Here is a 21,035-nt window from a genome sequence, read left to right on the forward strand (position 1 = left end):
GTGCGATTATTTGCTCAGTTAAGCTGGTATTTTCGCCGGGAATGGCGACGCTATCTCGGTGCCGTTGGCTTACTTATCATTATTGCCATACTGCAACTCGTGCCGCCCAAAGTGGTGGGCATTGTGGTCGATGGCGTTACCCGCCAGCACTACAGCGTCTCGCAAATCATGATGTGGGTCGGTACGCTGGTGCTGATTGCGGTGGTGACTTACCTGCTGCGCTACGTCTGGCGCGTCTGGCTTTTTGGCGCCTCGTACCAGCTGGCTGTTGAACTACGCGAAGATTTCTACCGCCAGCTCAGCCGTCAGCACCCTGAATTTTACCTACGGCACCGGACCGGGGATCTCATGGCCCGTGCGACGAACGACGTTGACCGCGTCGTCTTTGCGGCTGGCGAAGGGGTCCTGACGCTGGTGGATTCACTGGTGATGGGCTGCGTCGTACTCATTGTGATGTCCACGCAGATAAGCTGGCAGCTGACCTTACTTTCTCTGTTGCCAATGCCAGTTATGGCGCTGGTGATCAAGCGCTACGGTGATCAACTGCATCAGCGCTTCAAGCTCGCCCAGGCGGCGTTCTCTGCCCTTAACGATCGCACCCAGGAAAGCATGACCAGTATTCGGATGATAAAAGCATTCGGTATGGAAGACCGGCAGTCGGCGCTGTTTGCCGGCGAAGCCGCGGATACCGGTCAGAAAAATATGCGCGTGGCGCGCGTCGATGCCCGTTTCGATCCGACAATCTATATCGCCATCGGTATGGCGAACCTGCTGGCGATAGGCGGCGGAAGCTGGATGGTGGTGCAGGGGACGCTGACGCTGGGGCAACTTACCAGCTTTATGATGTATCTGGGGCTGATGATTTGGCCAATGCTTGCGCTCGCCTGGATGTTTAATATCGTTGAACGCGGCAGTGCGGCCTATACCCGTATCCGTGACATGCTGGCTGAAGCGCCGGTGGTAAGCGACGGCACTGAAACCGTGCCAGACGGACGCGGAACGCTGGAGATAGCGATTCGTGAATTTACCTATCCACAGACAACACAACCCGTGCTTAATGACGTCCGCGTCACGCTGAAGCCGGGGCAAATGTTGGGTATTTGTGGGCCGACGGGCGCCGGGAAAAGTACATTACTCTCGCTAATCCAGCGCCATTTTGACGTGCAACATGGCGATATTCGTTTCCACTCCCTGCCGCTGACCACGCTCAAACTGGATGCCTGGCGCAGTCGCCTGGCAGTGGTAAACCAAACACCGTTTCTCTTTTCTGATACCGTTGCCAGCAACATTGCGTTAGGAAAACCCGGCGCGGCCCGTGAGGAAATTGAACAGGTTGCCAGACTTGCCAGCGTTCATGACGATATTTTACGTCTGCCGCAGGGTTATGAGACGGAAGTGGGGGAGCGCGGAGTCATGCTTTCCGGAGGGCAAAAACAGCGCCTGTCCATTGCCCGAGCGTTATTACTGGATGCGGAAATTCTGCTTCTGGATGACGCGTTGTCGGCCGTTGACGGACGAACCGAACACCAGATTTTGCATAACCTGCGTCAGTGGGGTGAAGGACGGACGGTTATCATCAGCGCACATCGCTTGTCGGCACTGACCGAGGCCAGTGAGATTCTGGTCATGCAGCACGGGCATGTGGCTCAACGTGGTCAGCACGAACAGCTGGCGAGCCAGCCCGGGTGGTATCGCGACATGTACCGTTATCAGCAGCTGGAAGCGGCGCTGGATGATGTGCCAGAGGAGGCCAGCCATGCGTAATTTTGGACAGTTATGGCCGACCCTGAAGCGCCTGCTGGTTTATGGTAAACCCTGGCGTAAGCCCTTGAGCAAAGCGGTGCTGATGCTCTGGATTGCGGCGGCGGCTGAGGTCTCTGGCCCGGCGCTCATTAGCTATTTCATCGACAATATGGTGGCCAAAAGTTACCTCCCGCTGGGGCTGGTGGCAGGCCTGGTGGTGGCTTATGTCGGTCTCCAGGTGCTCGCCGCAGGGCTGCACTATGCCCAGTCGCTGCTGTTTAATCAGGCGGCCGTAGGCGTGGTGCAAAAATTGCGTACCGACGTAATGGATGCAGCGCTACGTCAGCCGCTCAGCGCTTTCGATACGCAACCGGTAGGGCAGATCATCTCCCGCGTGACCAATGACACCGAGGTTATCCGTGATCTCTATGTCACCGTGGTAGCGACGGTACTGCGCAGTGCGGCACTGATTGGCGCCATGCTGGTCGCCATGTTCAGCCTCGACTGGCGTATGGCGATGGTGGCGATTGCGATATTCCCTGCGGTGCTTATTGTGATGCTGATTTATCAACGTTATAGCACGCCCATCGTCCGGCGCATGCGGGCCTACCTTGCCGACATTAATGATGGTTTTAATGAAGTGATAAACGGTATGGGCGTTATCCAGCAGTTCCGTCAGCAGGGGCGATTTGGCGAGAAAATGGGCGAGGCAAGTCGCTCTCACTATCTCGCGCGGATGCAGACGTTGCGCCTGGATGGTTTCCTGCTCCGGCCTTTACTGAGCTTATTTACCACGCTTATCCTCTGCGGCCTGCTGATGCTCTTTGGTTTCAGTGCGACCGGAACGGTTGAAGTCGGTGTGCTGTATGCCTTTATTAGCTACCTTGGTCGGCTCAATGAACCGTTAATTGAACTCACCACCCAGCAGTCAATGCTACAACAGGCGGTAGTGGCCGGGGAGCGCGTCTTTGAACTCATGGACTGCCCGCGCCAGACCTACGGGTACGACGACGCGCCGCTGAAAAGCGGTGCTATTGATATTGATAACGTGTCATTTGCCTACCGGGAGAACCAGTTTGTACTCCAGGACATTAATCTGAGCGTGCCCGCGCGCAGCTTTGTGGCACTGGTCGGGCATACCGGCAGCGGGAAGAGCACGCTCGCCAACCTGCTCATGGGCTATTACCCGCTCACGAAAGGTGAAATTCGTCTCGATGGCCGCCCGCTTTCTGCATTGAGCCACGCCTCCTTGCGCAAAGGTGTGGCGATGGTACAACAGGACCCCGTAGTGATGGCCGACAGCTTCTTTACCAACGTGACGCTGGGACGCGACATTTCTGAACAACAGGTCTGGCAGGCGCTGGAAACCGTGCAACTGGCGGATCTGGCGCGGGGGATGAGTGAAGGCATTTATACCCGTCTTGGAGAGCAGGGGAATAACCTCTCCGTCGGGCAGAAGCAGCTTCTCGCCCTTGCGCGTGTACTGGTAGAGACGCCGCAGATTCTTATCCTTGATGAAGCAACCGCCAATATCGATTCGGGTACGGAACAGGCTATTCAACATGCGCTCAAAGCGGTACGGGAGCAGACAACCCTGGTGGTGATTGCCCACCGCCTGTCGACCATTGTTGAAGCGGAAACCATCCTGGTTCTCCACCGGGGACAGGCTGTTGAGAGAGGGACACATCAGCAACTCCTTGAAGCAAAAGGACGTTACTGGCAGATGTACCAGCTGCAGCTGGCAGGAGAAGAGCTTGCAGCCAGCGCACGAGAAGATTCTCTTATCGCCTGATGCACCATAATCAGGCAGGCTACTGGCCGCTATCCCTGTTGGTGCAAAAATCTAACGCATCACGCACCGTCGTGGTGCGTTTTTTCTTTCCAGGAACAATCCGAACCCGTCCCGCTTTTCCCTGCCTGCCTCACAATCCCGCTGGCAGCGGATAAGCGTCTGAAACCCTCACTATTTTCATTTCTGGCACAGGCCTTGCAATAACGTTGACGTATTAGCTGCGGACATTTCGATTTTCGACTGGAGGGGGATCTATGAAGCTGGTTACCGTGGTCATTAAGCCATTCAAGCTGGAAGACGTTCGTGAGGCGCTGTCTTCAATTGGTATTCAGGGGTTGACCGTAACCGAAGTGAAAGGTTTCGGACGTCAGAAAGGGCATGCAGAGCTGTACCGCGGTGCTGAATATAGCGTCAACTTCCTGCCAAAAGTGAAGATTGATGTCGCTATTGCTGACGATCAGCTTGATGAAGTCATTGATGTTATTAGTAAAGCAGCCTACACCGGAAAAATTGGCGACGGCAAAATTTTCGTTGCTGAGTTGCAACGTGTCATTCGTATTCGTACCGGCGAAGCCGACGAAGCGGCACTGTAATACCTGCACACAGTGAAAGAATGGGGAATAAAATGATGAAAACAACATTGAAAGCAGGACTTGCCTCACTGGCCTTACTGCCCGGGCTGGCGATGGCGGCTCCCGCCGTTGCAGACAAAGCTGACAACGCCTTTATGATGATCTGCACCGCGCTGGTGCTGTTTATGACAATTCCGGGTATTGCGCTGTTTTACGGTGGCTTAATCCGCGGCAAAAACGTGCTTTCTATGCTGACGCAAGTGGCCGTAACCTTTGCGCTGGTCTGTGTCTTGTGGGTGGTGTATGGCTACTCCCTGGCCTTCAGCGAAGGCAACAATTTCTTCGGTAGCTTTAACTGGGCGATGCTGAAAAACATTGAGCTGACCGCCGTCATGGGCAGCTTCTATCAGTACATCCACGTAGCGTTCCAGGGATCATTCGCCTGCATTACCGTCGGACTTATCGTCGGGGCGCTGGCTGAACGCATTCGCTTCTCTGCTGTTCTTATCTTTGTCGTCGTCTGGTTGACGCTCTCTTACGTGCCGATTGCACACATGGTCTGGGGCGGTGGTCTGCTGGCATCGCATGGTGCTATGGACTTCGCGGGCGGTACCGTTGTACATATCAACGCCGCCGTAGCGGGGCTGGTCGGCGCTTATCTGATTGGTAAACGCGTTGGCTTTGGGAAAGAAGCCTTTAAACCGCATAACCTGCCAATGGTCTTCATCGGTACGGCCATCCTTTACTTCGGCTGGTTTGGTTTCAACGCTGGATCTGCCAGCGCCGCCAACGAGATAGCGGCCCTGGCATTTGTAAACACGGTTGTCGCAACAGCGGGCGCTATCCTCTCCTGGGTATTTGGTGAATGGGCCGTGCGAGGGAAGCCGTCTCTGCTGGGTGCCTGTTCCGGTGCGATTGCAGGTCTGGTCGGTATTACCCCGGCATGTGGCTACGTCGGCGTAGGTGGCGCGCTGATCATCGGGCTCGTGGCCGGTCTTGCGGGACTCTGGGGCGTAACCTCTCTGAAACGTTTCCTGCGTGTGGATGATCCCTGCGATGTGTTCGGTGTCCACGGTGTGTGCGGTATCGTCGGCTGCATCATGACCGGTATCTTCGCGGCCACTTCACTGGGCGGCGTAGGCTATGCCGAAGGCGTGACGATGGGACATCAGGTACTGGTGCAGCTTGAAAGTATTGCTATCACCATCGTCTGGTCTGGTGTGGTCGCCTTCATCGCCTACAAACTGGCTGATATGACCGTGGGCCTGCGCGTACCTGAAGAGCAGGAGCGCGAAGGGCTGGACGTCAACAGCCACGGCGAAAACGCCTACAACGCCTGACGGTAATGCGTTATCTCCCAAGCAAAAAAAGCCTTCCTCAGGGAAGGCTTTTTTATGTGCCGCAGGGGCATCAGGCTCCGCGGTTACGCATCACGCCTTCCTGCACGGTGGAGGCCACCAGCACACCGTCACGATTATAAAACTCACCACGCACAAAGCCGCGTGCGCTGGAAGCAGAGGTACTTTCCACGCTATAAAGCAGCCAGTCATTCAGATCAAACGGGCGGTGGAACCACATGGAATGGTCAATGGTCGCCACCTGCATCCCTTTCTCAAGGAAGCCCACGCCGTGTGGCTGGAGTGCGACCAGAAGGAAATGGAAGTCTGAGGCGTAACCGAGCAAATACTGTTGAACGCGTAAGTCATGCGGCAGGCTGCCATTGGCGCGCATCCATACCTGACGAGTGGGGGCAGCCTTGTGGCCCTTTAACGGGTTATGGAACTCAACGGGACGGATTTCGATAGGCTTATCGCCAAGAAACTTCTCTTTGACAAGCGGCGGTAAAAAGCCGGACAGCTCGCGGGCAATCTCAGTTTCTGATTTCAGTGATTCCGGGTCGGGTGCCTCCGGCATGGCTTTCTGATGCTCATAACCGGGCTCAGGGGCCTGGAACGAGGCCGTCATGTAGAAAATGGGTTTGCCATTCTGAATGGCGGCAACGCGGCGGGCGCTAAAGCTGTTGCCGTCTCGCAATACTTCGACATCATAAATAATCGGCTTCTGGCTGTCGCCAGGGCGAAGAAAATAGCTGTGAAAGGAGTGCACGAAACGGTCCGTCGGTACGGTCTCTTTGGCGGCATACAACGCCTGCCCGACCACCTGTCCGCCGAAGACCTGGCGAAGCCCTAAATCTTCACTCTGCCCACGAAAAAGACCCTCTTCAATTTTTTCCAGATTCAGTAATGACAGCAGATTGTTAAGCGCCTGACTCATAGGTGTCCTCAATGATATATACCCCGCCGAAGCGGACGTTTTGAATAGTATAACCTGGAAACTAAAGTGGTCCGATGGGTGCAATAATCTGAATAGAGGGGTGTTTGCAGGAAGAAATCAGTGATGTGTGCCACACTTACAGACGTTAAGAGGATTTGACCACACAATCTGGCAGGACGGCGTCCTGCTGGTGCATTGAAGATAAGGAGAACTCATGAAACTCGTGCACATGTTAAGTGGTTTGGCCGTGGCGGTAGCGCTGGCTGGATGCGCCAAAAAAGGCGCGGATATTCCAACCCCAACACCGAATCCTAACGCCCCGTCAGCGGTCAATCAGGCGGCCATTACGCAGCCTAACGTTTCGGGTACGGTATGGATCCGCCAGAAAGTGGCATTACCACCTGATGCGGTGTTAACCGTGACGGTGTCGGATGCTTCTATGGCCGATGCACCATCGAAAATTATTGCCCAGAAAGCGGTTCGTACTGATGGCAAACAGTCCCCGTTCAGCTTCGTGCTGCCGTTTAACCCGGCAGACGTACAGCCTAACGCGCGTATCTTGTTAAGCGCGGCGATTACCATCAAAGATAAAGTGGTGTTTATCACGGATGCCGTGAAACCCATTATTAACCAGGGTGGTACTAAAGCTGAGCTGACGCTGGTGCCTGTACAGCAAACGGCAGTACCGCTGCAGGAAAGTGGTGGCGCGACCTCCACGGTGCCTTCAACGTCACCGACGCAGGTTAGCCCGTCCACGGCAACACCTGCCCCTACCCAAATGTAATTTTGCTCGCTCTCCTCTCCCTCGCGGGGGAGGAGATGTCAGTAAATCCATCGATAGTGCGATAAATCAATCTGCCCGCTCCCGGACACCACTACCCCATCCTGCAGTAATGCCTGCCGCTGTCGCTGCAGATCCGGCCCCGTAAGCGAAATACAGCCGTGACGATTGACCACCCGGTGCCAGGGCAAGGTGCTGCCTTCCGGCAGTCGTTTAAGCACGCCGCCTACCTGTCTTGCCGCGCGCGGTGATCCTGCAAGCCTTGCGACGTCTCCGTAAGTGGTTACATAGCCTTGCGGAATTGAAGCCACAATTTGCCAGACCCGTTGGGGGAAAGAATCGTGTTTATCCATATACCCTTCCTGATGCGTGAGCTTTCAGAATATCAGGGAGTTAGCTAAGACGCAGTGGGAATCGTGCAAGAAACCAGCATCCGGTTGCAGGTTGCTTGCAATTGGGGGGAGGGACAGGGATAATGCGCCAGCGCGTTGGGTAACAACGCCCTCAATGGAGGCCCTGTTGGTTCTCCCGCAATGCTACTTTGTTTACCAGGTCAGGTCCGGAAGGAAGCAGCCAAGGCAAAGAACGCGTGTGCCGGGATGTAGCTGGCAGGGCCTCCACCCATTTAGCCTCCCATTTTTCTCTTCGTTATCCCTGATCCTTTTTGTTGGCAAAAAGACGGCGTTCTGCACGCCAGAGAGAAAGGGGTCACAAACACCCTGAATAATATAATTATTACTCTTGACGCAGATTGTCATTACTTTGAAATATTACCTTCATATAAATGTCATAATTAAGCGGCAAGATAATGTTGGGAAATTTTCAAACTGTCATATCAGTTAAATATATTTCTGGATCAAGGTATTAACTTCGTGTATTAATATTTCATCGTATTCACACGAGAAGGGATAATCATGGTCACTGCGGTTTTAAACGTTAAAATCGATGAAGCGCTGAAAGAGAAACTTCGTCATTATGCAGAAGTGAATAATGAAAACCTGAGCACCGCCACTGAGAAGCTGCTACTTCTGGCTCTCGACGCCGATGAAGCCGGTGGCGTTTCTGAAGAAGACATCGATAATCAGCATGTAGAAGAAGACAATGCTGCTCCGTTAAGTTCAAAAGAAATCAAAGCGTTACGCAAACTCCTGAAGAAGAAAAAATGAACCAACAACTGCTATCTATAGCCAGTAACTACGGCGAAGCGTGCGAGCTGTTACGCTCGGGATTTGTTAAGCAGGTGCGCCTGAACTGGAATATTGGAACGGATGAGTTCTTTCGCATCGCGAGTGACTGGTGTGATGCTGGTGCAAAAATTAAAAAAGAAGGGAATAGCTTTATCATCTCTCTGAAAGGGTTCCCTATTCCTCGCCAGCTGTAAAACTTTTGCCATGAAATTGTCATTTTAATTGCATAAAGATTTGTGATGATACGCGCAAAATATAATATGTAACCATCTCAAAACGTCACGGATGATCTTTCCGACGAGCCGGTCCTGGCTCGTCGCTATTTATTTTTTCTCACCGCCGATCGCCATTGCTCGTGCTCCATGACCAGCAAACGGCATCTGTCACACTCCTCGCCGGATAGGTTACACTCTGCCAACCCTGTTGCCACGATGAACACCATGAAACCAATTACGCTTTATGACGTTGCCCGTCATGCTGGTGTCTCTTACCAGACCGTCTCCCGCGTTATCAACCAGGGGGCGCATGTTTCGCCGCGCACCCGGGAAAAAGTCATGGCGGCAATGGCGGACCTGCATTACATCCCTAACCGGGGTGCACAACAGCTGGCTGGCAAAAAGACGCCCACGCTGGGGCTGTTGACCACCGACCTGGCGCTTCATGCGCCGTCGCAAATTGCTGCCGCGGTGAAGTCGAGAGCCGGGCAGGCGGGCGTGAGCGTGATCATTTCCATGCTGGAGCAACATGATAACGCCGCCTGCAGGGTGGCGTTGCAGGAGTTATTGTCCCAGCGCGTTGAAGGGCTGCTCATTAACGTGCCGCTTGAAGATGAGGAGGCCAGGATGCTTGCCGAACTGGCCTCGCCTGTTCCTGTCCTTTTCCTTGACGTCAGCGACACAGCTACCGTCAGTAGCCTCATCTTTGACGCTGCCCAGGGCGCCCGGCTGGGGGTCAGCCATCTGCTTGCGCAGGGGCATCGACGTATTGCCCTGCTGGGTGGCCCGCTGACGTCGGTTTCAGCACGTGCCCGTATGGAGGGATGGTGGTCGGCACTGGAAGCCGAAGGACTCACGCCGCATCAATGTGAATATGGTGACTGGAGCGCGGCCTCCGGTTACGAGAAAGGCCACCAGTTGTTGTCGGGTAGCTTACTGCCGCAGGCCATATTAGTCGCCAACGATCAAATGGCGCTTGGCGTTATCCGTGCATGTGAAGAGAAGGGGCTGAGGGTGCCGGGGCTGGTCTCAGTGGTCGGTTATGATGATACGGCTGACAGCGCCTGGTATTCACCGCCACTGACGACCATTCGTCAGGCATTTCGCGAGGCAGGAGAACAGAGTGTGGAGTGGCTGCTGAATCAGCAGGCCGGTAAAAGGACTACCGCCACACAGACGCGATTACCGGTCACGCTGGTGGTCCGCGCGTCAACGTCTCCCGCCAGGCAGATGGACATCACCGGAGAGGCCCTCGCAAAGCAGTTGCATGAACTGGCCCACCTGGCGGCACAACTCGATCGTCACCGTTAGTTTTGTGATCCTTTTCGCTTAATTATCCGGCATGCCTTTACGAGGCGACTGAAAAAGCGCATGGTATTTTTAAATTGTGAGCGCTTCGCAAAAGAGGAAAACATGACCATTACTGCACTGAGTACACTGTTGTCTCGCCGGGACTGGGAAAACCCGGTCATTACCCATTGGCATCGTCTTGCGGCCCATGCGCCGATGCAAAGCTGGCGGGACAGCCACGCCGCGCGGGATGATTGCCCATCACCCTCGCGCCGTGTGCTCAATGGCACGTGGCAGTTCCGCTTTTTCGACGCCCCGGAGCAGGTGCCTGCCAGCTGGATTGAAAAAGACTGTGACGACGCCATGTCCATGCCGGTGCCCTCGAACTGGCAGATGCAGGGCTTTGACACGCCGATTTACACCAACGTCACCTATCCGATTCCGGTCAATCCGCCGTGTGTCCCTCAGGCTAACCCCACCGGTTGTTACTCGCTCACATTTGAAGTGGAGGAGGAGTGGCTGGCCAGCGGGCAGACGCGAATCATCTTCGATGGCGTCAATTCGGCTTTTTATCTCTGGTGTAATGGTCAATGGGTGGGATACTCCCAGGACAGTCGCCTGCCAGCCGAATTTGATCTTAGTGCGGTACTGCAGCCCGGCGTAAACCGCCTGGCGGTGATGGTACTGCGCTGGTGTGATGGCACTTATCTCGAAGATCAGGACATGTGGCGCATGAGCGGCATTTTCCGTGATGTTTCTCTGCTGCATAAACCGCAGGCGAGGATCGCGGACTTCCACTATGTCACGCACCTGAACGCCGGGTATGATCAGGCTCTGCTCAAGGTTGATGCCCAACTGGCCGGTGACTTTACCGACTGTGAGCTTGCATTCACCCTGTGGAAGGGAGAGACAAAAGTAGCCGACGCGCGTCAGAGGCCTGGCAGCGATATCATCGATGAGCGCGGAGCCTGGGCTGAGCGGTTGAGCGTGGCGATGCCTGTCGGGCAACCGCTGTTGTGGAGTGCGGAAACGCCGCATTTGTACCGCTTAACGGTGGCCCTGTATAGCAGGGACGGGGTGTTGCTTGAAGTTGAGGCGTGTGATGTGGGTTTCCGTGAGGTAGAAATCAGTCATGGTCTGCTTAAGCTCAATGGCAAACCGCTGCTGATCCGGGGCACCAACCGTCATGAGCATCACCCCGAAAACGGCCAGGTGGCAGATGAAGCCACCATGCGCCGCGACATTGAACTGATGAAGCAGCACAATTTCAATGCCGTCCGCTGCTCGCATTATCCTAACCATCCCCTGTGGTATCGCCTGTGTGACCAGTACGGGCTGTATGTGGTGGACGAAGCCAATATCGAAACCCACGGTATGGTGCCTATGAGTCGCCTCTCTGACGATCCGCAATGGCTTCCGGCCATGAGTGAACGGGTCACCCGCATGGTACAGCGCGATCGTAACCATCCGTCGATCATTATCTGGTCGCTGGGCAATGAATCGGGCCACGGAGCCAGCCACGATGCGCTTTATCGCTGGGTGAAAAGTACCGATCCCACACGCCCGGTACAGTATGAAGGCGGCGGTGCGAACACAGCGGCAACCGATATTATTTGCCCGATGTATGCCCGCGTCGACCAGGATCAGCCCTTCCCGGCGGTGCCAAAATGGTCGATCAAGAAATGGGTCAGTATGCCTGATGAAACCCGCCCGCTTATTCTGTGCGAATATGCCCACGCGATGGGCAACAGCTTTGGTGGATTCGCCAGCTACTGGCAGGCGTTTCGTGCTTATCCACGTTTGCAGGGCGGTTTCGTCTGGGACTGGGTCGATCAGGCGTTGACCAAAACCGATGAAAACGGCATCTCCTTCTGGGCGTACGGCGGCGATTTTGGCGACACGCCAAATGATCGGCAGTTCTGTATGAACGGACTGGTCTTTCCGGACAGAACGCCCCATCCCGCGCTCTATGAAGCCCAGCGTGCGCAGCAATTTTTCCAGTTTGCGCTGATCAGCACCTCGCCACTGGTGATTGAGGTCACCAGCGAGTTTCTGTTCCGCGATACCGATAACGAAACGCTGCGCTGGTCTGTCGTGTGTGATGGCGACATCCTTGCACAGGGGGAGGTGGTGCTCAGGGTTCCGGCACAGGGCACCCGGCGTATTGAACTCCCGGCCCCGGTGCTTACTGCAGCCCCTGGCGAGGTCTGGCTGAATGTGGATGTTTTCCAGCGTGAGGCGACAGCCTGGTCACCGCAGCAGCATCGCTGCGCATGGGATCAGTGGCCTCTGCCCGCACCGCTGTTCGTTGCGCCTGAGACGGTGGCTACCGCACGCCCGGCGCTGATCGTGGACGATACCACCTTTTATGTTGAACAGGCGAACCAGCGCTGGGCCTTCTCGCGCCAGAGCGGGCATCTGACGCAGTGGTGGCGCGACGGGCAGCCAACGCTGCTGTCGCCGGTTATCGATAACTTCACCAGGGCTCCTCTGGATAACGACATTGGCGTAAGTGAAGCGACCCGTATCGATCCTAATGCCTGGGTAGAGCGCTGGAAAGCGGCAGGAATGTATCAACTGACGCCACAGCTTTTGCAGTGCGAAGCGCAGGAGAACGTCAGTGATGTCACCGTTATGACCCGCCACGGCTGGCAGCATGAAGGCAGGACGCTCTTTATCAGCCAGAAGTGGTGGCGCATTACCGGTGAGGGGACGCTGCAAGGGGAGGTGGATGTGCAGATTGCAGAGGACGTGCCACCGCCGGCCCGTATTGGCCTGCACTGCCAGCTTGCAGACCTGCCTTCAGAGGTGAGCTGGCTGGGGCTGGGGCCGCATGAAAACTACCCTGACCGTAAACTGGCGGCCCGTCAGGGGCAGTGGACGCAGACGCTGGCGCAGATGCACACCCCCTATATTTTCCCCAGCGAGAACGGGCTTCGTTGTGACACGCGTGCCCTGCGTTATGGTGCGCATCAGCTGAATGGTCGATTCCACTTCTCCTTAAGTCGCTACAGTCAGCAGCAGCTTAACGAGACAACTCATCATCACCTACTATGTGAAGAAGACGGATGCTGGCTGCAGCTCGACGCGTTCCATATGGGAGTGGGCGGTGATGATTCCTGGAGTCCCAGCGTAGCGCCGGAATTTATACTCAGCGAAAAGACGGTGCGTTATACCTTCCTCTGGTCTCAGAGCTAAACTTTACCTGTCAGGCGCGGCGGGAGTTCCTTCGCCGCGTCACTCACTTCGGAGACGCTTTCATGAAGTACATTGATGGGTTTGTAGTGGCAGTGCCGGCAGATCAGAAAGAGGTGTACCGGCAACTGGCGGCCAAAGCGGTGCCGCTGTTCAAAGAGTTTGGTGCCACGCGGGTGGTGGAGTGTTGGGCTGATGACGTGCCCGCAGGCAACATCACCGATTTTCGCATGGCGGTGAATGCCGAAGATCATGAAGAGGTGGTGTTCAGCTGGATTGAATACCCCTCCAGAGCAGTGCGGGATGCCGCTAACCAAAAGATGATGTCTGATCCCAGAATGCGTGAGCTGGGTGATGCGATGCCCTTTGATAGTAAACGCATTATCTACGGAGGCTTTGCCCCGATCCTGGATGAGTAGCCGCCCGTCACCCGGTGGATGGGCGCGCCACCTGCGATCTCTGTTACCTCCCGCGAGTTTGCTGGTATATCGGGTAACACTCAGAGGGGCGCGAGGTGCTTCTCCGCCCAGGCAATGAAGTCCTCTCTGGGCAGCGCTTTGCTGTAAAGCCAGCCTTGCCCGTACTGCACGCCATGCTGATAAAGCCAGTCCCGCTGATTTTCAGTTTCAATCCCTTCCGCCACCATCGCCAGTTTCAGCGCCTTAGCCATCTCGACAATATGCGTCGTCATATTTTTGTACTCCAGCGCGTCCACAAAGGATTTGTCAATTTTAATGATGTCGACGTCCAGATTTTGCAGATAGCTGAGGCTGGAGTAGCCGGTGCCAAAATCATCGATGTAGATGGCATGCCCGGCGGAACGCAGGGCTGAAAGCGTCGGCCTGGTAGCAGTGGGATCGGCAAATCCCCGTTCGGTCACTTCCAGCGCTATCTGCGAGGCCGATAGCTGCCAGTGCATCAGTAGCTGCTTGATCTGGTCAGGCACCGCCGGGGTCAGCAAATCACCAGGTTCAAGATTAATGGAAACATGCTGGGTGGGATGGGCTTTCAGCCAGCAGCCCATGTCTTCAAACACCTTTTCAATGATCAGTGTGGTCAGCTGTGGCATCAGGCCGGTTTGCTCTGCAAGCGGGATAAAGGTATCCGGCGAGAGAAAACTGCCATTGCCCTGCCGCCAGCGCACCAGCGCCTCGGCACCGACAATGTTGCCATTATCCAGGGAGACAATCGGCTGATAAAACATCTCAATTTCGCGGGCCCGGATGGCATCCAACAGGCGGGCGCCCGGCGACTGCAGGCGGCGCAGAATTCGGATCAAAAAGTACGCCAGGGCCAGGCTCAGCAGCAATCCTACCGGAAGCCAGAAAACCAGCAACCGCAGCCAGCTTGTTTCAAGCGGGGCCAGCGAGGCCCAGGTGATAATGGCTATCCCCATCTGCGGAACCGGCGTGATGTTCCACGCGGCGTTATGCGCCTTAAGTTGTACCGGATGCAGGGCATTGAGCTCACGTAATATTTCCGCTCCAGGAGCTGTACTGCTGCTGGCTATCACTCGCCTGGTGTTAATGCCAATAAGTGCAATATTAATCGGCCACGAACCTGAGGGGATGACATCAATAAACGACTGGGGATCGGTCATGATGATATGGCGTTGAGTCCCTACAGCGACCATATACTGGTTTAAACCCAGGTCATTATGGCTGGTCAGCCAGGCGCGATAGCCGTCGTCAGTGATCCTTTCCGGTGGGGGAAAAGCGGTGGCTTCGCTGCCACTTTCCAGCGATGAGCACTGAGACATACTCTGGTTGAGGTAAATCACTTCCTGCACATAGCGAAAGCTATAGGAGACCCGGCGCATCATCAACAGGTGTTCCGGGCTGCAGGGAACGCCGTGAAAACTGTCGAGATGACGGAGCGCCTCTTTTCCCTGATTAGCCACTTTTTCAGCGCGCATTTTCACCAGTCGGGAAAAGGTATCCAGCTCGTTCATAAACGCCTCTTCCGCCTGGCGATGTGACAGCCAAATGCTCAGCGCCACGGGCACGAGAACGGCGAAAAGTAGCACACCTGTAATCAGGCTCACCAATCGTCGGTTTGTCATGACCAAAAATCCCTGTTTGATACTGAGAAACATGCGTATTTGAAAACCACAAATGTTATAACACGCGACAATGATTGATTTCTTTCAGGAATGACGGGATGAAGAAAAAAGAATTCGTAACCCAGGATCTCCTTAGCAAAATTTATCAATTCAGCGATGCAGGTCCACGAAAACTCCCGCCGGAAAGACAGCTTGCTGAGGAGTATGGTGTGTCGCGCTTTACCGTACGCCAGGCTATCGAAAAACTGGCCAGCATCGGCGTGGTGCGGATCATACAGGGGTCCGGGGCGTGGATTAACGAGCAGGCGCGCAGCAACCCGCTGGTCTATAACTCGATCACCGAAAAACGCTTCGATCAAATCCGCTTTCGGATGATCAGTCTGCATAAAAAACGGCCCGACCGGGATGAACAGCAGATCTTTGGCCTGCGTGACGAAAGCTTCATCTGGCAGTTTTGTCGGCTTCGTTATGTCGATGAAGAAGCCGTACAGATTGAAGTGTCCCGCATGCCGGTGGGGGGGTTCAGCGATCTTAATCAGCAGGTTATTGAAAGTTCGCTGCAACAGTATGTGCTGGGAAAGGGCTATCATATCTCACATATGCTGACGACCTACCGGGCGGTCGCCGTCAGCCGTGAACAAGCGACGCTGCTGGGCTGCAAAAAGGGCAGCCCGGCTATGCATATCAGCAATCGCGGTATTCTGGAAGGGGGACAGGTCTATGAAATCAGCGACATTATCGACATCAATTACACCTGTACCTATGTCATCCCCCATAATCGGCAGAATCTCGCTTTTCGCAAAGGCGAGCAGTAAGTTAAGGCGTGTGCATCGTCCCGTCCGGTAAGCGGCTTTGTGTCCACTCATGCGGGCGGTAGAGCACCGGATAGCGTGATCCTTCCTGTTCATTGAACGTGACGCCAATGCCAGGCGCTTGCGTTGGATAGACAAAACCCTCTTTGACAACGGGCGCGCCGGGGAAAACCGCATCGGTCGCGGCGGAGCGCGGTATGTACTCCTGAATCGCTGCATTGTGCAGGTGAATGTTCAGGTGCGTATTCACTGCAACGCCAATCGGGGTCATGTCACCAGGGCCATGCCAGGCGAGGCGTACACCAAAGGCCTGGCACAGCACCGCCAGTTTGAGCGCCGGGGTGATGCCGCCAATTTGTGAAATATGGCAGCGTATAAAATCAATACGGCGATGCACTATCAGCTCATGCCACTCCGCCGGATTATTAAAGAGTTCCCCCATCGCCAGGGGAATGCAACTCTGCTGACGAACCTGTTCAAACCAGCCGCTCTGCTGCGGAGAAAGAATATCTTCGATAAAGTAGGGCTGATAGGGTTCAAGCCGCTTCGCCAGTTGCACCGCCTGTTGCGGGAAGAGTCGCTCATGCACATCGTGCAAAATTTCTAACCCAAACCCGTACTTTTCCCGCAGCGCTTTAAACATTGCCACGGTGTTATTCATATAGGTTTGCTGATCAAAATAGGCCCCCGGCGTCGGATTTTGCGGGGTGTGTAACGCGTCCGGCGTGCCGCCGTAAAAGCCCAACTGACAGCGAATGTGACGGTAGCCCTGTTCGCGCAAATGGTCGACGCTTGCAAATAATTCCTCCAGCGTTTCACCGCTGGCATGGCTGTAAGCGGCAATGGCGCTGCGCGATTGTCCGCCGAGTAATTGATAAAGCGGCATACCTGCCAGCTGGCCTTTGATATCCCAGAGCGCCATATCCACCCCGGAAATAGCATTGTTCATTACCGGCCCATTACGCCAGTAGGCGTTAACGTTCATCATCTGCCAGAGGTCTTCAATGTGGTTGGCATCGCGTCCGATAAGCAGTGGCCTGAGATACTCATCCACCATCGTTTTGACCGCCAGCGGACGCTGCTGAAAAGTGGCGCAACCGTGACCGGTGATGCCTTTATCCGTGGTCACGCGCACGGTCACCAGATTGTGCCTGTCCGGGCGAGTAATAAAACATTCGATATTTTGAATCAACGATGGCGTCACAGGGAGACTCCTTTACAACGAGGTGATAAGCCAGAATGGCTATTATCTTCCCCCTAAATTTTGTGCAAGGTAAACCCTTTTTTAAGATAAATATTTTGGTCAGTTATTTTGATTTAATTTAATTAAAAACCGTACCAATTTGAGGTTGAGTTATCTATTGTCTGCCTTACGGTAGCGAATTGTGACGTGACTCATGTTTTATTGGTTTGTTTTGTCATTTCTCTTTCTTTACTCTTTAAGGCAAGAAGTAAAACGACAATATTCCTGCAGGAGCTTTTATGGGAACGCAAGAGGCCATCAATAATATTATCCGCCTGGTGGGTGGGAAGGATAATATCAATAATGTCTGGCATTGCATGACGCGCTTACGCTTTGATCTTATTGATGATAACAAAGTGGATCAGGGGGCAATAAAAGCGCTACCGGGTGTGATGGGGGCGCAGTTACAGAGCGATCAATTCCAGATTGTTATTGGCCCGAAGGTCAACAGCTGGTATGAGCAAATGCTGGCAGCGCTCGGCAGCAAGCCGGAAACAACAACCAGTCCGGTGAAAGGGCATAAGAGCCTGGTATCAATGTTTATGGATACCGTTTCCGGGGTGTTTGGTCCTATCGTCCCCGCAATCGCTGGCGCCGGTATGATCAAAGGCCTGCTGGCCGGGCTGATTGCCCTGAAGCTGGTCTCTGCAAAAAGTGATACCGTGGTGATTATTGATTTGATCGCCAGCGGCGTTTTTTATTTTCTGCCCTTTTTCCTTGCCGTATCGGCGGCAAAAATCTTTAAAACTAATGAATATCTGGCAGCGGCGGTCGCCGCCTGTCTGATGTACCCCTCGTTAATTGATGCGGCGAAAGCGCTGGCGACCCATCAGGAAGGGGCCGTGAGTGCCCTGTGGCTGCTGAATGCCATCCCGGTCTCGGTGTTCAACTATGCCTCCAGCGTCATTCCGGTCATTTTCTCCATTCTGGCGCTGAGCTATATCCACCGCTGGGTCGACAGATTCATGCCTGATGTACTGAAAACCGTCTTTACCCCGACGCTGACGCTCTTTCTGGGGGCGCTGGCGGCGCTGGTGATCATCGGTCCGATCGGTATTTATCTTGGCAAGGCGCTGGCATGGTTTATCGAGGGGTTATTTGGCGTGTCAGCCAGCTTTGCCGGGCTGGTGGTGGGGGCAATTCGTCCGGTGGCAATCCTCACCGGGATGCACCACGCCATGACGCCGATTGCGCTGCAAAACTTCAGCGATCGCGGCTACGACATGCTCATGCCAATGATGTTTATGGCGAACATGGCGATTGCCGGATCCACCTTTGCCATCTGGCGACTGAGCAAAAACCGTCAGGACAAGACGGTGACGCTGTCCGCAGCAATTTCCGCGCTGTTGGGCATAACCGAACCGGCGCTGTTTGGTGTGCTCACGCGCTATAAAAAGGCCTTTATTGCCGCAACGGTGGCAAGCTCCCTGGCCTCAGCGTTCATTGCTTTCTTTGGTGTCCGACTTTATGGCTACATATTGTCGAGCATCTTCAGCCTGCCTGCCTATATTGGCCCCTACTTTGTCTATGCCCTTTCCGGGGTGGGAATGGCGCTGGTGCTCTCCTTTGTGCTGACGACCATGCTGGTCGGAAAAGAGGCCACCGAATAAGTTACCGTCGGTGCGCCAGTCGGCGCACCAGATGGTCTCCGGCCATTTGTACCCCTTGTACCATGACCAATAAAATCACCACGGTAGCGAGCATCACCTGGTCATTAAACCGTTGATAGCCATAACGAATCGCCAGATCGCCAAGACCGCCGCCGCCAATAACCCCTGCCATCGATGAAAAACCAATCAGCATCACCACGGTAAGGGTTATCCCTGCAAGCAGTGTCGGGAGGGCTTCCGGCAACAGCGCTTTGGTAATCACATGCCAGGGGCTGCCGCCCATCGACAATATGGCTTCAATGCGGCCGTAATCCACCTCGTCCAGCGCACTTTCCGTTAGCCGGGCGAAGAAGGGAAATGCGCCGATGGTAATAGGCACGATGGCCGCGGTGCTGCCAAGCGTCGTGCCAATCAGCAGCCTGGTAAAGGGAATCAGGGCGATCAGTAATACGATAAAGGGCAGCGAACGGCCAAAGTTAATCACCGTAGCCAGCAGGGTATTAAGCCGTGGCATCGGCACAAGGCCGTTTTTGCGTGAAATAAACAGTAAGACGCCCAGCGGAAGGCCAAGCAGCACGGTAAAGAGCGAGGCCAGCGCCACCATATAAAGGGTATCGAGCGTCCCGTCGACCAGCAACGGCCACAAATCTTCCAGGCTCATGCGACCACGCATAATGGCCTCCCGTTAAAGCCGTGGCGAGCCAGGAAATTCCGCTCGGCCTGCGGGTCATGAAGTAACGTCTGGCGCAGTTTTGACCTGGTGGCCACCAGCAGGTCGGCGATTTTGCCACTCTCAATGATTTCGCCGTTTTCCAGCAGTGCGGCATGGCAGCAGAGCGTTTTCACCACTTCCAGCTCATGGGTAATCAGCACAATGGTTAGCTTCAGTTTTTGGTTGATGTCGGCCAACAGTGACAGCACCGATGCGGTGGTTTCCGGGTCGAGCGCACTGGTCGCCTCATCGCACAGCAGCACATCCGGACGGGCCGCCAGTGCTCGTGCGATGCCGACGCGCTGCTTTTGCCCGCCGGAAAGCTGTGAGGGATAAGCTTTCGCTTTGTCGCTCAGTCCTACCAGCCAGAGCAGCTCTTCCACGCGCGCCTGACGCAGTGCTTTTGGCGTGCCGGCTATCTCCAGCGGCACGGCGACGTTATCTGCCACCGTACGCGCGTGAAGCAGGTTGAAGTGCTGAAAAATCATGCCGGTGCGTAACCGATGTTCGCGCAGTCCGGCTTTGTCGAGCTGCGTAATCTCACTGCCATTAATGATGATGCGGCCCGTGGTGGGCCGCTCCAGCAGATTCAGACAGCGGATCAGGGTGCTTTTCCCCGCGCCACTGCGCCCGAGGATGCCATAAATGGCTCCTTTTGGCACGCTCAGCGACACGTTATTCAGTGCCGGTCGGCCCGTTCCGGCGTAAATCTTACTCAGCCCTTCAACCTCAATCATGACTGTGGCGCAACCGGGATAACGGAGCCGTTGTAGGTTTTACGAATAAATTCGGCCACCTGCGGCGAGGTCAGATCTTTTGCCAGCGCTTTAATACGTGGGTCACTGGCAAGCGCCGGGGTGGTGACCAGGATATTGGCATACGGGTTATGGTCGGCACTCTCCAGACCCAGCGCATCTTTTGCCGGTGAGAGGCCCGCCTCCAGGGCATAGTTACCGTTGATAACCGCCAGCGCTACATCGTCCAGTGAGCGGGGGATCTGCGGTGATTCGACTTCCAGAATCTTCAGGTGTTTCGGGTTCTCAACGATATTTTTCGCAGTGGCCAGCGTACTTGCCGGATCGGTGAATTTCGCATCCAGTTTTATCAGGCCCTGGCTTTGCAACAGGAAGAGCGCGCGGCTCAGGTTGGTGACGTTGTTGGGCACCGCGACGGTTGCGCCATCCGGCACGGATTTAAAATCTTTGTACTGGCGCGAGTAAATACCCAGCGGTTCGATATGCACCGTGGCGGCGACGGCAAAGGTTTTACCCAACGCCTTTTCCTGACTCTTCAGATAGGGCACATGCTGGAAGTAGTTGGCATCCACGTCGCCGCTCGCCAGCAGCTCGTTGGCATTTGCTCCGCTGGTCAGTTCAACAATGTTGATATCCAGCGTCGGGTCAATTTTTTTAACGTAATTTAAGATCTCGGCGTGTGGCACCGGATCGGCGGCGATACGCAGTGCTTCTGCCTGAGCGCTACTCCAGGCGAGAGAAAGAGACAACGACACCCCTGCCAGTTTAAATGCGGCATATTTCATGATGCTC

General features: G+C 54.9%; 19 protein-coding genes and 1 other RNA gene. 13 read left to right on the plus strand and 7 right to left on the minus strand.

Annotated features, from left to right (window positions below; genetic code table 11):
- The 4 genes from M1D91_RS05300 to amtB all read left to right on the plus strand — a co-directional run bounded on the left by M1D91_RS05300 (window position 1) and on the right by amtB (window position 5,447).
- Window positions 1–1,764, plus strand: coding sequence for a SmdA family multidrug ABC transporter permease/ATP-binding protein (locus M1D91_RS05300; protein ID WP_437432491.1), 1,764 nt, complete (start codon window positions 1–3; stop codon window positions 1,762–1,764).
- Entirely contained in the window at window positions 1,757–3,535 is a 1,779-nt protein-coding gene (locus tag M1D91_RS05305; protein ID WP_437432492.1) for a SmdB family multidrug efflux ABC transporter permease/ATP-binding protein, read from the plus strand. The genes M1D91_RS05300 and M1D91_RS05305 overlap by 8 nt, the downstream gene beginning before the upstream one ends.
- A gap of 254 nt (window positions 3,536–3,789) precedes the next feature.
- Entirely contained in the window at window positions 3,790–4,128 is a 339-nt protein-coding gene (glnK, locus tag M1D91_RS05310; protein WP_002891893.1) for a P-II family nitrogen regulator, read from the plus strand.
- Window positions 4,129–4,160: 32 nt separating this feature from the next.
- Window positions 4,161–5,447, plus strand: coding sequence for an ammonium transporter AmtB (gene amtB / locus M1D91_RS05315; protein WP_437432493.1), 1,287 nt, complete (start codon window positions 4,161–4,163; stop codon window positions 5,445–5,447).
- Between the two features lie 70 nt (window positions 5,448–5,517).
- Here amtB and tesB read toward each other — a convergent pair whose 3' ends face one another.
- Window positions 5,518–6,381: an acyl-CoA thioesterase II gene (gene tesB / locus M1D91_RS05320; protein WP_437432494.1), complete on the minus strand. Its 864-nt coding sequence runs from the start codon at window positions 6,379–6,381 to the stop codon at window positions 5,518–5,520.
- A 214-nt stretch (window positions 6,382–6,595) separates the two neighbouring features.
- On the opposite strand from tesB, the gene M1D91_RS05325 reads away from it, so the two are divergent.
- Window positions 6,596–7,165 carry a YbaY family lipoprotein gene (locus M1D91_RS05325; RefSeq protein ID WP_437432495.1) on the plus strand — a complete coding sequence of 190 codons (570 nt, stop codon included), beginning with the start codon at window positions 6,596–6,598 and terminating at the stop codon, window positions 7,163–7,165.
- Window positions 7,166–7,203: 38 nt separating this feature from the next.
- On the opposite strand, the gene M1D91_RS05330 is transcribed toward M1D91_RS05325, so the two are convergent.
- Entirely contained in the window at window positions 7,204–7,515 is a 312-nt protein-coding gene (locus tag M1D91_RS05330; protein WP_437432496.1) for an MGMT family protein, read from the minus strand.
- Window positions 7,516–7,679: 164 nt separating this feature from the next.
- Between M1D91_RS05330 and ffs the strand changes: the two genes are divergently transcribed.
- The 6 genes from ffs to M1D91_RS05360 all read left to right on the plus strand — a co-directional run bounded on the left by ffs (window position 7,680) and on the right by M1D91_RS05360 (window position 13,468).
- An RNA gene (ffs, locus tag M1D91_RS05335) (signal recognition particle sRNA small type) lies at window positions 7,680–7,776 on the plus strand.
- 300 nt (window positions 7,777–8,076) lie between these two features.
- Window positions 8,077–8,328: a hypothetical protein gene (locus M1D91_RS05340; RefSeq protein ID WP_437432497.1), complete on the plus strand. Its 252-nt coding sequence runs from the start codon at window positions 8,077–8,079 to the stop codon at window positions 8,326–8,328.
- Window positions 8,325–8,543, plus strand: a complete 219-nt coding sequence (locus tag M1D91_RS05345) for a hypothetical protein (protein WP_437432498.1) — start codon at window positions 8,325–8,327, stop codon at window positions 8,541–8,543. The genes M1D91_RS05340 and M1D91_RS05345 overlap by 4 nt, the downstream gene beginning before the upstream one ends.
- Before the next feature lie 246 nt (window positions 8,544–8,789).
- Window positions 8,790–9,875 (plus strand): LacI family DNA-binding transcriptional regulator, encoded by a 1,086-nt coding sequence (locus M1D91_RS05350; protein ID WP_437432499.1) that lies wholly within the window; start codon window positions 8,790–8,792, stop codon window positions 9,873–9,875.
- 102 nt (window positions 9,876–9,977) lie between these two features.
- Window positions 9,978–13,052, plus strand: coding sequence for a beta-galactosidase (locus M1D91_RS05355; protein ID WP_437432500.1), 3,075 nt, complete (start codon window positions 9,978–9,980; stop codon window positions 13,050–13,052).
- 62 nt (window positions 13,053–13,114) lie between these two features.
- The gene (locus M1D91_RS05360; RefSeq protein ID WP_437432501.1) at window positions 13,115–13,468 is read left to right on the plus strand and encodes a DUF1428 domain-containing protein; all 354 of its coding nucleotides are present in this window, start codon (window positions 13,115–13,117) and stop codon (window positions 13,466–13,468) included.
- An 80-nt stretch (window positions 13,469–13,548) separates the two neighbouring features.
- On the opposite strand, the gene M1D91_RS05365 is transcribed toward M1D91_RS05360, so the two are convergent.
- The gene (locus M1D91_RS05365) at window positions 13,549–15,111 is read right to left on the minus strand and encodes an EAL domain-containing protein (RefSeq protein ID WP_437432502.1); all 1,563 of its coding nucleotides are present in this window, start codon (window positions 15,109–15,111) and stop codon (window positions 13,549–13,551) included.
- Window positions 15,112–15,209: 98 nt separating this feature from the next.
- On the opposite strand from M1D91_RS05365, the gene M1D91_RS05370 reads away from it, so the two are divergent.
- Complete coding sequence (locus tag M1D91_RS05370; protein ID WP_437432503.1) at window positions 15,210–15,926, plus strand: GntR family transcriptional regulator; 717 nt, start codon at window positions 15,210–15,212, stop codon at window positions 15,924–15,926.
- Window position 15,927: 1 nt separating this feature from the next.
- On the opposite strand, the gene M1D91_RS05375 is transcribed toward M1D91_RS05370, so the two are convergent.
- Window positions 15,928–17,127 carry an enolase C-terminal domain-like protein gene (locus tag M1D91_RS05375; RefSeq protein WP_437432504.1) on the minus strand — a complete coding sequence of 400 codons (1,200 nt, stop codon included), beginning with the start codon at window positions 17,125–17,127 and terminating at the stop codon, window positions 15,928–15,930.
- 278 nt (window positions 17,128–17,405) lie between these two features.
- On the opposite strand from M1D91_RS05375, the gene M1D91_RS05380 reads away from it, so the two are divergent.
- On the plus strand, window positions 17,406–18,776 hold the full coding sequence (locus tag M1D91_RS05380; RefSeq protein WP_437432505.1) for a PTS transporter subunit EIIC: 1,371 nt from the start codon (window positions 17,406–17,408) through the stop codon (window positions 18,774–18,776).
- Between the two features lies 1 nt (window position 18,777).
- On the opposite strand, the gene M1D91_RS05385 is transcribed toward M1D91_RS05380, so the two are convergent.
- The 3 genes from M1D91_RS05385 to M1D91_RS05395 are packed head-to-tail and all read right to left on the minus strand — an operon-like array spanning window position 18,778 to window position 21,028.
- The gene (locus M1D91_RS05385; protein ID WP_437432557.1) at window positions 18,778–19,437 is read right to left on the minus strand and encodes a methionine ABC transporter permease; all 660 of its coding nucleotides are present in this window, start codon (window positions 19,435–19,437) and stop codon (window positions 18,778–18,780) included.
- The gene (locus M1D91_RS05390) at window positions 19,434–20,225 is read right to left on the minus strand and encodes a methionine ABC transporter ATP-binding protein (RefSeq protein ID WP_437432506.1); all 792 of its coding nucleotides are present in this window, start codon (window positions 20,223–20,225) and stop codon (window positions 19,434–19,436) included. Before M1D91_RS05390 ends, M1D91_RS05385 begins: the two co-directional genes overlap by 4 nt.
- The gene (locus tag M1D91_RS05395; RefSeq protein WP_437432507.1) at window positions 20,222–21,028 is read right to left on the minus strand and encodes a MetQ/NlpA family ABC transporter substrate-binding protein; all 807 of its coding nucleotides are present in this window, start codon (window positions 21,026–21,028) and stop codon (window positions 20,222–20,224) included. Before M1D91_RS05395 ends, M1D91_RS05390 begins: the two co-directional genes overlap by 4 nt.
- Window positions 21,029–21,035: the final 7 nt, after the last annotated feature.

Source organism: Enterobacter sp. SA197 (genome assembly GCF_054131575.1).